This is a genomic window from Pseudonocardia sp. Ae717_Ps2, from assembly GCF_001932475.1.
Classification (GTDB): domain Bacteria; phylum Actinomycetota; class Actinomycetes; order Mycobacteriales; family Pseudonocardiaceae; genus Pseudonocardia.
Genome location: NZ_MCIS01000001.1, coordinates 4,680,074 through 4,692,000 on the forward strand (window position 1 = coordinate 4,680,074; position 11,927 = coordinate 4,692,000).

Annotated in this window: 12 protein-coding genes; all 12 read right to left on the bottom strand. The window is 72.2% G+C overall.

Going from position 1 to position 11,927, the window contains the following annotated elements; all coding sequences use genetic code 11:
• Positions 1–6: 6 nt before the first annotated feature.
• Positions 7–1,644: a F0F1 ATP synthase subunit alpha gene (gene atpA, locus Ae717Ps2_RS21350; RefSeq protein ID WP_075333822.1), complete on the bottom strand. Its 1,638-nt coding sequence runs from the start codon at positions 1,642–1,644 to the stop codon at positions 7–9.
• A 76-nt stretch (positions 1,645–1,720) separates the two neighbouring features.
• A complete protein-coding gene (locus Ae717Ps2_RS21355) occupies positions 1,721–2,551 on the bottom strand; it encodes a F0F1 ATP synthase subunit delta (RefSeq protein ID WP_075310505.1) in 831 nt (276 codons plus the stop codon).
• Positions 2,551–3,099 (bottom strand): F0F1 ATP synthase subunit B, encoded by a 549-nt coding sequence (locus tag Ae717Ps2_RS21360; protein WP_083695233.1) that lies wholly within the window; start codon positions 3,097–3,099, stop codon positions 2,551–2,553. The genes Ae717Ps2_RS21355 and Ae717Ps2_RS21360 overlap by 1 nt, the downstream gene beginning before the upstream one ends.
• A 63-nt stretch (positions 3,100–3,162) precedes the next feature.
• Positions 3,163–3,408: a F0F1 ATP synthase subunit C gene (locus Ae717Ps2_RS21365; protein ID WP_020621511.1), complete on the bottom strand. Its 246-nt coding sequence runs from the start codon at positions 3,406–3,408 to the stop codon at positions 3,163–3,165.
• 124 nt (positions 3,409–3,532) lie between these two features.
• Complete coding sequence (gene atpB, locus Ae717Ps2_RS21370; RefSeq protein WP_020621510.1) at positions 3,533–4,306, bottom strand: F0F1 ATP synthase subunit A; 774 nt, start codon at positions 4,304–4,306, stop codon at positions 3,533–3,535.
• A 360-nt stretch (positions 4,307–4,666) separates the two neighbouring features.
• Positions 4,667–5,143 (bottom strand): hypothetical protein, encoded by a 477-nt coding sequence (locus Ae717Ps2_RS35385; RefSeq protein WP_139318942.1) that lies wholly within the window; start codon positions 5,141–5,143, stop codon positions 4,667–4,669.
• Between the two features lie 251 nt (positions 5,144–5,394).
• A complete protein-coding gene (locus Ae717Ps2_RS40480) occupies positions 5,395–7,317 on the bottom strand; it encodes a hypothetical protein (protein WP_075310501.1) in 1,923 nt (640 codons plus the stop codon).
• 38 nt (positions 7,318–7,355) lie between these two features.
• The gene (gene glyA / locus Ae717Ps2_RS21385) at positions 7,356–8,639 is read right to left on the bottom strand and encodes a serine hydroxymethyltransferase (RefSeq protein ID WP_020622278.1); all 1,284 of its coding nucleotides are present in this window, start codon (positions 8,637–8,639) and stop codon (positions 7,356–7,358) included.
• A 76-nt stretch (positions 8,640–8,715) separates the two neighbouring features.
• Positions 8,716–9,378: an L-threonylcarbamoyladenylate synthase gene (locus Ae717Ps2_RS21390; RefSeq protein WP_020622279.1), complete on the bottom strand. Its 663-nt coding sequence runs from the start codon at positions 9,376–9,378 to the stop codon at positions 8,716–8,718.
• Between the two features lie 59 nt (positions 9,379–9,437).
• Complete coding sequence (gene prmC, locus Ae717Ps2_RS21395) at positions 9,438–10,337, bottom strand: peptide chain release factor N(5)-glutamine methyltransferase (RefSeq protein ID WP_060713082.1); 900 nt, start codon at positions 10,335–10,337, stop codon at positions 9,438–9,440.
• 71 nt (positions 10,338–10,408) lie between these two features.
• A complete protein-coding gene (gene prfA, locus Ae717Ps2_RS21400) occupies positions 10,409–11,485 on the bottom strand; it encodes a peptide chain release factor 1 (RefSeq protein WP_075310499.1) in 1,077 nt (358 codons plus the stop codon).
• Between the two features lie 88 nt (positions 11,486–11,573).
• Positions 11,574–11,795: a 50S ribosomal protein L31 gene (rpmE, locus tag Ae717Ps2_RS21405; RefSeq protein ID WP_020623493.1), complete on the bottom strand. Its 222-nt coding sequence runs from the start codon at positions 11,793–11,795 to the stop codon at positions 11,574–11,576.
• Positions 11,796–11,927: the final 132 nt, after the last annotated feature.

An 11,927-nucleotide genomic window follows, 5' to 3' on the forward strand; every position in this document is an offset into this window, starting at 1 on the left:
TCAGCCTCAGTTCTTCTTGACCGTGACGGTCTCCTGCTCGATATCGTCCTCGTCGAGAGCCTTCTCGGCCTTCTCCTTGGGGACGACCGAGGAACCGTCGGACGCGGTGAACTCGTTGCGCTTGAACTCGTCGACCGCCTTGGTCAGCGTCTCGACGGCGTCGTCGGAGAGCTTCCCGGTGTCGGTGATCTCGTTCAGGGCACCGGAGGCGTGGCGCCGCGAGTACTCGCGGAACTCCGCCTCGAAGCGCTGCACGTCGGCGACGGGCACCGAGTCGAGCTTGCCGGAGGTGCCCAGCCAGATCGAGACGACCTGGTCCTGCACCGAGACCGGCGCGTACTGCGCCTGCTTGAGCAGCTCGACCAGGCGCTCGCCACGGCCCAGAGCGGCGGCCGAGGCGGCGTCGAGGTCGGAACCGAAGGCGGCGAACGCCTCCAGCTCGCGGTACTGCGACAGGTCCAGACGCAGCGAGCCCGAGACCGTCTTCATGGCCTTGATCTGCGCCGAGCCACCGACCCGGGAGACCGAGATGCCGACGTTGATCGCCGGCCGGACGCCCTGGTTGAACAGGTCGGACTCGAGGAAGACCTGGCCGTCGGTGATCGAGATGACGTTGGTCGGGATGTAGGCCGACACGTCGTTCGCCTTGGTCTCGATGATCGGCAGACCGGTCATCGACCCCGCGCCGAGGGCGTCGGAGAGCTTCGCGCAGCGCTCCAGCAGACGCGAGTGCAGGTAGAAGACGTCGCCCGGGTAGGCCTCACGGCCCGGCGGGCGGCGCAGCAGCAGCGAGATCGCACGGTAGGCCTCGGCCTGCTTCGACAGGTCGTCGAACACGATCAGGACGTGCTTGCCCTGGTACATCCAGTGCTGGCCGATGGCCGAGCCGGTGTAGGGGGCGAGCCACTTGAAGCCGGCCGGGTCGGACGCAGGGGCGGCGACGATCGTCGTGTACTCCAGCGCTCCGGCGTCCTCCAGGGACTGCCGGACACCGGCGATCGTGGAGCCCTTCTGGCCGATGGCGACGTAGATGCAGCGGACCTGCTTCGTCGGGTCGCCCGACTCCCAGTTCTCCTTCTGGTTGATGATCGTGTCGACGCAGACCGCGGTCTTGCCGGTCTTGCGGTCGCCGATCACCAGCTGGCGCTGGCCGCGGCCGATCGGGGTCATGGCGTCGATGGCCTTGATCCCGGTCTGCAGCGGCTCGCCGACGGACTGGCGGTCCATCACGCCGGCCGCCTGGAGCTCGAGCACGCGGCGGGCGTCGCTCTCGACGTCGCCGAGGCCGTCGATCGGGTTGCCCAGCGGGTCGACGACCCGGCCCAGGTAGCCCTCGCCGACCGGCACGGACAGGACCTCGCCGGTGCGGGTGACCTGCTGGCCCTCCTCGAGGCCGGTGTAGTCGCCCAGGACGACCGCGCCGATCTCGTTCTGCTCGAGGTTCAGCGCGACGCCGCGGACGCCGCCCTCGAACTCGAGCAGCTCGTTGGTCATGGCCGAGGGCAGTCCCTCGACGTGGGCGATGCCGTCACCGGTGTCGGCGACGATCCCGACCTCACGGCGGGACGTGCCGCTCTCCAGCGACGAGACGTAGCTGGAGATCGCACTCCGGATCTCCTCGGAGGAGATCGTCAGCTCTGTCATGGCTGCGTCGTTCCTTCTCTCGAACGGGGTCTTCGGGTCGTTCCGCCGGGGCTCCGGCGATCGCGTCCGAAGCAGGTCAGCTGGGCAGGGATCGGCGAGCTGCGGCGAGTCGACCCGCCACACTGCCGTCGATGACCTCGCCGCCGACCTGCACGACCAGGCCTCCGAGGAGGCTCCGGTCGAGCTCGACCTGCAGGGAGATCGTGCGGCCGTACATACGGCCCAGGGTCTCGGCGAGCTTCGTCTCCTGCTCGGAGGAGAGCTCGACGGGTGTGCGCACCTTGGCCACCGAGCGGTCCCGGCGGGCCGCCGCGAGCTCGGCGAGCTCCTCGGCGACGACGTCGAGGTGCCGGCTGCGGGGCAGCCGGACCGCTTCACGGAGCAGCGTCGCCGTCACCGGGTAGACCTTGTCGCCGAGCACCGAGTCCAGGAGCTGGACACGACCCTCGACGGGCCGGGCGGTGTCGCCGAGCAGGCTCGCCAGCTGCGGCTCGCGGGCCACGATGCGGCCGAACCGGAACAGCTGGTCCTCGACCTCGTCGAGGGAGCCGTTGCGGTCCGCGATCGCGATGGCCGCGCGGCGGGCGAGGCCCTCCGCACCGGTGACGATGTCGCGGGCGGTCGACCAGCGCTTGCGCACCAGCTCGGAGACCAGGTCCACGGTCGGCTGCGAGAGCTGGGACCCGAACAGCCGGCGGACCAGGTCCACACGGGCGTCCTCGGGAGACGACGCGTCGGCCAACAGGCGCCGGACGGACCGCTCGGAGTCCAGGAACCGGGCCACCGCGAACAGCTCGTCCGCGGTCGTGGTCAGGTCCCGGGCCGACGCGGAGTCGGTCCAGGAGTCCAGCCGCTCGGTCAGCGCCGCGAGGGACTCACGGCTGGCGGGCTGCAGGACAGCCGCCATCAGTTCGCCCCGCTCCGCTGGGCCACGCCCTGCTGGTCGAGCTCACCGAGGAACGAGTCGATCGTCGCGGAGCGACGCGAGTCGTCGGCCAGCTGCTCGCGCAGCAGGCGCTCGGCCAGCTGGACCGACAGGCCCCCGACCTCGTTGCGCAGAGCACGCTGGGCGGCGTCGCGCGCCGCGGCCACCTGCTCCTCGCCACGGGCCTTGATGCGTGCGGCCTCGGCCTCGGCCTCCTCGCGGAGCTCGGCCTTGATCTGCTGGCCCTCGGCCCGGGCGTCGTCGCGGATGCGCGCCGCCTCGGCCCGGAGGCCGGCGAGCTGCTCCTCGTACTCCCTCTTCAGCCGGTCCGCCTGCTCCTGGGTCTCCTGAGCACGCTTGAGGCCGCCCTCGATCGCGTCGGTCCGCTCTTCGTAGAGCGCCTCGAAGCGCGGGACCGCGAACTTCCAGAGCAGGAACAGCAGGATCGCGAACGCGACCAGGCCGAGCACGAGCTCATCGAGGTGCGGGAGAATCGGAAGCGGCTGTTCGGCGGCGAGAATCAGTTCCACCGTGTGTCCTTCCCTGACATGGCCGCCGGTACCGGGACCGGCATGAGAGTGATCTGCCGGCTCTTACTGCGCGATGAAGAAGAGCACCAGGCCGATCAGCATGACCAGCTCGGCGAGAACGAAGGTGGTCCAGCCGATGCCCATCAGCTGGCCGCGGGCCTCCGGCTGGCGGGCGGTGCCGCTGATGACGGCCGACCAGATCAGGCCGACGCCGATACCGGCGCCGATGGCCGAGGCGCCGAACCCGATGGCCGCGAGGCCCGGGTTGATGTTGGCGGCTTCCTGGGCCAGAACCTGGGTGACGTTCACTTCGGGTTTCCTTCCGTCGGGTCCGCGGAATGCGGGTCGTTCGGTGTATCGGCCCGGGCGGGCCGGCGGATGAAGCAGGTGGTGCGAGCGCGGTGCCGGCGGCACCGGGGTCTCGGTGGTGCGGTCAGTGGTCCTCGGAGATCGCCGCGCCGATGAAGACGGCGGCGAGCAGGGCGAAGACGTAGGCCTGGATGACCTGGACCAGCGCCTCCAGGAACGTGAACGCGATCCCGGCGGCGAACACCACCGGCGACGCGATGACGAGCGCGGAGCCCGCCGACAACAGGAACGCCGCACCCACGGCGGTCAGGGCGAGGATGAGGTGGCCGGCGAACATCGCGGCGAACACACGCAGTGCCAGCGAGAGCGGCTGCACCAGGAACTTCTGCAGCAGCTCGATCACGATGATCAGCGGCGCGATGAAGACCGGGACGCCCGGCGGGAGCGCGGCGTGCTTGATGTAGCCGAAGAACCCGTGCTTCTTGAACCCGGCGTAGTGGTAGAAGACGTAGACGAACAACGCCAGCGCGATGGGGAACCCGATCCGCGACAGCGTCGGGAACTGGATGAACGGGACGATCGCGAAGATGTTGTTGACCAGGATGAAGCTGAACAGGCCGAGGATCAGCGGGATGTACCGCTTGAACTCCTCGGAGCCGATCTGGTCACGCGCCATGGTGTTGCGCGGGATGTTGTAGAAGGACTCCAGCCCGAACTGGAATCGGCTCGGCACGATGGACAGCTTGCGCGTGCCCAGCGTGAAGACGGCCGCGACGATGATCAGCGACAGGACCGCCAGCACCATCGGCTTGGTGACGGCGCCGAAGATCGGCGGGTACTCGAACAGACCTGCGCCGGGCGGAGTGAACTCCTCGGCCGCCAGTACCAACGTGCCCAATGGGGGTCCTTCCGGTGCTCCCGCTCCGCATCCACGCGGAACGGGGGATCGCCTGCAAGGTGCCTCGTGATGCGATGTGTTTCCGGGCGACCGGGTCGAAACACCGGAAGTCACCCACATCGCCTACGTGGCGGATGCTATCAGCCGTACTTCTACACGACGTCGGGGGCTCGTACCCACCTCACCAGCGCGTTCGCCCGACGAAACGATCTTGATCGGGCCCGGCGGGCCGCCTCCGGTGATTCACCGTTAACACGCCCGCGGGTCGCCGCCCGGTCATCCGCCGGACGCTCCCGCCCGACCCCGTGGACGCCTCCGTTGGCACCGCAGGAACGGACGAATCGGTCGTCGAACCCCAGGTCAGGCATCTGTGGACCCCGGATCGGTGCCGATCAGGATCTGGAGCTTCTGCCCCGCCCAGGCCTCCGCCGCCGTGGTCGTGATGAAGACGACGAGCATCGTGACGGCCAGTGACATGCGGTGCAGTCCTGGCCCACCCCCGAGGGTGAACAGGGCGAGCAGGAGGATGATGGCCTTCAACGCGAGGCCGCCGAATGCGGCCAGCATCACAGCGCCGGGCTCGAGATGGGTCGTCCGCAGCATCAGCATCGGCGTCAGCAGGGCCGAGCCGGTGGCCAGCAGGCCGCCGAGCGCCGCCGCGGACAGGCCGGGGACCCCGGCCGCGATGGCCCCGCCGACGGCGCAGAGCACCGTGGTGGCCACGCCGACCAGGGCGGCACCGCGGGCCATCGACCCCGACAGCCGCCGTACGACCTGCGCCTGGCCGAGCGCGGGACCGTCGTACTCCACGGTTCCCCAGCGGTCCCATCGCCACACGGTGCGTCCGCCTCCCGGCTCACCGGCCGCCCCACCAGCGGGTACGGCTCCGCGCACACGGTAACCGGCGGGTCCGACACCTCGACCGGCGCCGTCGCGGTCGGCACCGTCGCGGTCCCCACCGGCACCGGTCGCAGCCGACACCGTTGCGGTCGCGGCCGTCCGTCCGGCGGCCGCGACCGCCGCGGGACGGACAGCGTTCGTGACCGAGGACACCTGAGCCCCTGGCCAGGGCGGACGGGGACGGGCGGTCAGGAGTCGCCGTCGTGACCGGGATGGTGCGCCGGGGTGGGGACGGTCGGCTGCTCCCCCGGTGCCGCGACGGGGCGGGCGCGATGGCCGTCGGAGTTCCCGTCGCCCGGAGGGCGCTGCGGACCGCGGGCGCCGTCAGGCCGCGGGCCCGCAGCTCCGGGGGCCCCGGGGTCCGGTGCGGGCGGGCCGCCGGGTGTGCGCGGCATCGTCGGACGGACCGGGACCGGCCGCGACGGGGGCGGTGGGGTGGGCGGGCCGGCGGCGTGCGGCGCCGGCGCGACGGGCGTCGCGGGGGCCCGTGTGCCGGGTCCGACCCGGGCCGCACCACGGGCGCCCGCGGGACGGTGCACGCCACGGGGCCACGGCTCGGGCCCGGCGGCGGGGTTCCCACCCGGCACGACCCGTCCGGGCGCGGGCCGCGCGGTACGCCCCCGCGACCCGGTGCGGTCGGCAGCGTCCGCCGCCGTGGTCGCGCCCGGGCGACGGTCGGCGGCTCCGTTCGTGGCAGGGTTCCCGGCGGAACGACGATCGCCGGCCCCGTTCGCCGCCGGACTCCCGGCCGAACGACGGTCGGCGGGCCCGTCCGTGGTTGCGTTCGCGCCGGTCCGATGGCCGGTGGCGCCCGTCGCGGCCGGGCTCCCGCCGGAGCGGGGACCGTCCGTGGTCGGGCTCCCGCTGGACCGGTGGTCGTCGACGTCCGGGGTGGGCAGGTCGTCGGTCGAGGCGATCGCCGTCTCCCCGGCGGGGGACGCCGCCGCGGAGGCGCTGCGCATCCGCGACCGGTGCGGCACGGCCGAGGCCACGAACGCCACCGCCAGCGCGATCCCGGTCGCGGCGAGCACCAGCCCGGTGCGCGGGACCAGGGCGAGCGCGACCGCACCGAAGGCGATCACCGCGACCCACAGGTAGACCAGCAGCACCGCGCGCCGGTGGCTGTGCCCGACCTGCAGCAGCCGGTGGTGCAGGTGCATCTTGTCCGGGCTGAACGGGCTGGTCCCGGCCCGGGTGCGGCGTACGACCGCCATGAGCAGGTCTAGCGACGGGATGAAGACGATCCCGACCAGCACGATGACCGGGGAGACCAGGGCCAGGATGTTCCCGGCCGCCGTGTCGTCGGGCGGGATCCGGCCCGAGGCGGTCGTGATCGCCGCGGAGAGCATGACCCCGACCATCATCGACCCGGTGTCGCCCATGAAGATCCGGGCCGGGTGGAAGTTGTGCGGCAGGAACCCCAGGCAGGACCCGGCGAGAACCACCGCGATCAGCGAGGGCACGAACGCGGCCGGGTCGTTGCCGTTCTTGCTGATGAGGCCGACGCAGAAGACCGCGGTCGCCAGCGTGGTGATCAGCCCGATGCCGGCGGCGAGCCCGTCGAGTCCGTCGACGAAGTTCATCGCGTTGACCAGCACCACGGTGACCAGCACCGTCATGAGCACCGACTGCCCCTGCCCCAGCAGCAACAGCGAGCCACTGAGGAAGGACTCGCCGCCGATGGGGATCCACACGGTCACCCACTGCACGCCGTAGAGCACCAGCAGCCCGGCCGCGGTGACCTGGGCGGCGAACTTGGTGAGGGCGTCGAGGTCGTAGCGGTCGTCGAGCATCCCGACGCCGACCAGCAGCGCGGTCGCGACGACGACCCCGACCACCTCGGTGCTCTGCTCGAAGTAGGCCAGCCGCAGGGCCGGGAGCTGCAACGACAGCAGCAGCCCGGCCAGCACCCCGCCGAACATCGCGAGGCCGCCCCACCGCGGGGTCGGGGTGACGTGCACGTCCCGTCCCCGCGGCCAGGCGACCGCGCCGACCTTCAGCGCCAGCATCCGGACCGGCCCGGTCAGCAGCAGCGTGGCGCCGGCGGCGACCAGCCCGACGAGCAGGAGCTCCCGGACGGGGAGTCCGTACGTGAACTGGTCAGTCGGCACGTCGCGAGCGCCTCTCCGCCTCCGCCGTGGGTCTCAGGTCACCCCCGAGGGTAGGCCGGTGCCTTCGCGACGAGTGCGGTGACCGCCTTCGCGACGTCGGCGAGCTCGGCGTCGCCGGCCGCGGTGTCGTGCTCGGCCTTGACCGCGCGGGCCAGCAGGGCGCCGACCTCGGCCATGTCGGCCTCGTTCATCCCCTGCGTGGTGACGCTCGGCGAGCCGACCCGGATGCCGGACGGCTTCATCGGCGGCGCCGGGTCGTAGGGGATCGCGTTCTTGTTCAGCGTGATGCCGGCGCGGTCGCAGCGGGTCTCCGCCTCGGAGCCGGTGACGCCGATGGGCCGCAGGTCCAGCAGGGCGAGATGGTTGTCGGTGCCGCCGGAGACGGCGCGCATCCCCTCGGACTCCAGGCTCTTCGTCAGGGCCCGGGCGTTCGCGATGACCTGGCGGGTGTAGGCCTGGTACTCCGGCTGCGCCGCCTCCTTCATCGCGACGGCCTTCGCCGCGACCGCGTGCATCAGCGGGCCGCCCTGGGAGAACGGGAAGACGGCCTTGTCGATGGCCTTCGCGTGCTCCGCACGGCACAGCACCATGCCGCCGCGCGGGCCGCGCAGGACCTTGTGCGTGGTGGCGGTGACGACGTCGGCGTAGGGCACCGGCGACGGGATGGCCTTGCCTGCGACCAGGCCGATGAAGTGCGCGGCGTCGACCATGAGCTTGGCGCCGACCTCGTCGGCGATCTCGCGGAACACCGCGAAGTCGATCAGGCGCGGGTACGCGGTCGCCCCGGCGATGATGATCTTCGGCTGGTGCTGCTTGGCCAGGTCACGGACCTGGTCGTAGTCGATGACCTCGGTGTCCTCCCGGACGGTGTAGGACACCGCGTTGAACCACAGGCCGGAGAAGTTGACCTTGCTGCCGTGCGTGAGGTGGCCGCCCTGCTTGAGGTCCATGGCCAGCACGGTGTCGCCGGGCTTGGCGAACGCGGCGTAGGCGGCGAGGTTCGCGCTCGCGCCGGAGTGCGGCTGGAGGTTGGCGTGCTCGGCGCCGAAGAGCTCCTTGGTCCGGGCGTTGCCGATGTTCTCGGCGACGTCGACGACGCCGCAGCCGCCGTAGTAGCGGCGGCCGGGGTAGCCCTCGGCGTACTTGTTCGACAGCGTCGACCCGAGCGCGGCCAGCACCGCCGGGCTGGTCAGGTTCTCGCTCGCGATGAGCTGCAGTCCGCCGCGCAGGCGCTCGAGCTCGTCCAGCACGACGCCGGCGATCTCGGGGTCCTGCTGCTGCAGTGCGTGGAAGTCCGGTCCCCAGAAGGTCTGCTCGCTCACGCCGGGACACGCTACCCGCTGCCATCCCCGCAGGCTGCGGCCGTGCAGGCGTGATCACACCCGCGTGCGACCCGGATCAGACCCGGTCGATCTCCTGGCCGACGACCTCCTCGACCTGCTCGGCGGTCACCCCGCCCTCCCGCAGCAGGCGCGGACGGGCGCCGGTGAGGTCGACGATCGTCGAGGCGACCGGGTCGCCGGACGGGCCGCCGTCGAGGTAGACCTGCACGGTCGAGGCCAGCTGGGTGATCGCCTCGGTCACGTTGGACGCCGGCGGGTTGCCCGAGGTGTTCGCGCTCGACACCGCCATCGGCCCGACCTCGCGCAGCAGCTCCAGCGCGACCGGGTGCAGCGGCATGCGCAGCATCACCGTGCCGCGGGTGCTGCCCAGGTCCCAGGCCAGCGACGGCGCGTGTTCCAGGACGAGCGACACCTCGCCCGGCCAGAACGCCTCGATCAGGGCCCGCGCGGACTGCGGGACCGTCGACACGAGACCGTCGATGGTGGTCCAGGAGCCGACCAGCACGCCGACCGGCATGTCCGGGCCGCGCCGCTTGGCGGCGAGCAGCGCGCGCACGGCGGTGCCGTTGAACGCGTCACAGCCGATGCCGTAGACGGTGTCGGTGGGCAGGACGACCAGCTCACCCGCCCGGACGGCGCGCGCGGCGGCGGTCAGACCACGCGTGCGCTCGGCGGGGACGCTGCAGTCGAACAGCGGCTGGGTCTGCGGTGCACTCACGGTTCGCGAGGATACGACCGCGCCGCGGGCAGCCGCGGGGCGGCTCACGTCCGCGCGGGTCAGGGACAGGGGACGCGGCGGGCGGTGACGAAGCGCGGGCGACCGGTGAGGTCGTCGTGCTCGGTGACCTCCCCCAGCGTGCGACGGCGGCGCAGCAACGCCGGGACCGTCTCGCCGTGGGTGTCGTCGTGCTCGATCGCGAGGTGTCCGCCGTGCCGCAGCCATCCGCTGGCGCCGCGGACGACGGCCTGGATGATCTCGGTGCCGTCGGGACCGCCGAACACCGCGCCGGGCGGGTCCCAGCGCTCCACCTCGGGCGGCACCGGCGTCCCGTCCGGGACGTAGGGCGGGTTGCAGACGACCAGGTCGACCGCACCCTCCAGCTCGATGAGCAGGTCGGTCCACCGGACGTCGGCGACGTGCAGGGTCACCGGGCGCCCGCCCGCGGCGACGTGCGCGTCGAGGTTGCGCCGGGTCCACGACAGCGCCGACGGGTCGGCCTCGAGGGCGTGCACCTCGGCGTCGGGCCGCGACACCGCGAAGGCCAGCGCGAGCGCGCCGGACCCGGTGCACAGGTCGAGCACCCGGGGGCGGTGCACGTCGCGGATCGCGGCGAGGCCCCACTCCAGCAGCAGCTCGGTCTCCGGGCGCGGGGTGAACACCCCCGGTCCGACGGCGACCTCGACCGGGCCGAGCACCGCGGTGCCGAGGATGTGCTGCAACGGTTCGCGGGTGGCGCGGCGGGCGACGAGGGCCTGCAGCCGTTCGACGACCGGCGGGTCCACCAGCGGGGTCATCAGCAGCGTGGACCGTGACGAGCCGAGCACGTGCGCGGCGAGCAGCTCCGCGTCGACGCGCGGGGACGCGACTCCGGCGGCCGCCAGGGTGCGCTCGGCCTCCGCGATCGCCACCCGGAGCGGCAGCCGGCTGCCGGCCGCCGGGCTCGTCGTCTCGGTCACGCGTCCAGTGTCGCGGCTGCGGGGCGCGGGGACACCGCAGGTGACCGGTGCATCACCTGAGCGGGGGATCATCACTCCTGCTCCTGCTCCCCCGCCATGGCCTCGGCACGCTCGGCCGCGGTCAGCGCGGCGAGGACGTCGGCCAGGTGGCCGTCGAGGACCGCGGACAGGTTGTAGGCCTTGAACCCGACCCGGTGGTCGGAGATCCGGTTCTCCGGGTAGTTGTAGGTGCGGATCCGCTCGGAGCGGTCCACCGTGCGGACCTGCGAACGGCGCTGCTCCGAGGCCGCCTCGGCCGCCTCGGCCTCGGCCTTCGCCTGCAGCCGGACCCGCAGCACGTCCATCGCACGGGCCTTGTTCTGCAGCTGGGAGCGCTCGTTCTGGCAGGTCACGACGATGCCTGTCGGCAGGTGCGTGATCCGCACCGCGGAGTCGGTGGTGTTGACGCTCTGCCCGCCGTGGCCCGACGCCCGGTAGACGTCGACCCGGATGTCCGCGTCGTTGATCTCGACGTCGGGAGTGTCGTCGGCGTCGGGGAAGACCAGGACGCCCGCCGCCGAGGTGTGGATGCGGCCCTGCGACTCGGTCACCGGGACACGCTGCACGCGGTGCACGCCGCCCTCGAACTTCAGCGCGGCCCACACCCCGTCGACCGGGTCCTTGCTGCGCAGCGACAGCGTGATGTCCTTGTACCCACCCAGGTCGGACGGGGTGGCACCGAGCACCTCGACCTTCCAGCCACGGCTCTCGGCGTAGCGGGTGTACATCCGCACGAGGTCACCGGCGAACAACGCGGACTCCTCGCCGCCCTCGCCGGACTTGACCTCCATCACGACGTCGTCGCCGTCGTGCGGGTCGCGCGGGCGCAGCAGCTCGGTCAGCTCGGTCTCGAGCTCGACGATACGGGTGTCCAGGGCGTCGGCCTCGGCGGCGAAGGTGCGGTCCTCGGCGGCCAGCTCGCGGGCGGCGTCGCGGTCCTCACGGACCTGGGCGAGCTCGCGGGCACAGCGCACGACCGGCCCGAGCTCGGCGTAGCGACGGCCCAGCTTGCGGGCCTGCGCCTGGTCGGAGAGGACGCTCGCGTCGGCGAGGCGCTGCTCCAGCTCGGCGTGCTCGTCGAGCAGGGCGTCGACCGACTGCGTGCTCATCGGTGGCTCCTTCGAGGCGCTGGGACGGGAACGCGAAACGGCGCCCGCCTCCTCGCACGCGGCGAGGCGACGGGCGCCGTGTCGGGAGCTACTTGGCGGCGCGCTCGCGCTTCCCGTAGCGGGCCTCGAAGCGGGCCACGCGGCCACCGGAGTCCAGGATCTTCTGCTTGCCGGTGTAGAACGGGTGGCAGGCGGAGCAGACCTCGACGCTGATGGCGCCGTTGTTCTTGGTGCTGCGGGTGGTGAACTGGTTGCCGCAACCGCAGGTGACCTGGGTGTCGACGTACTGAGGGTGGATTCCCTCGCGCATGGCTCTCTCCTCATCGTTGGCCGCCGGGTCCCTGGTAGGACCAGGGTGAACCGGTGCCGGGAAGCTGACGGTCCATTCAACCATCCGGGCCCCGGTGGAATTCCCACCGGGGCCCGGACGGCGCCGCTCGGA

What these genes read in the sequence shown, in the direction of transcription:
- prfA (WP_075310499.1), bottom strand. Translation starts at nt 11,485, where the DNA reads ATGAGCACGCAGTCGGTCGACGCCCTGCTCGACGAGCACGCCGAGCTG.
- rpmE (WP_020623493.1), bottom strand. Translation starts at nt 11,795, where the DNA reads ATGCGCGAGGGAATCCACCCTCAGTACGTCGACACCCAGGTCACCTGC.
- Ae717Ps2_RS21355 (WP_075310505.1), bottom strand. Translation starts at nt 2,551, where the DNA reads ATGGCGGCTGTCCTGCAGCCCGCCAGCCGTGAGTCCCTCGCGGCGCTG.
- atpA (WP_075333822.1), bottom strand. Translation starts at nt 1,644, where the DNA reads ATGACAGAGCTGACGATCTCCTCCGAGGAGATCCGGAGTGCGATCTCC.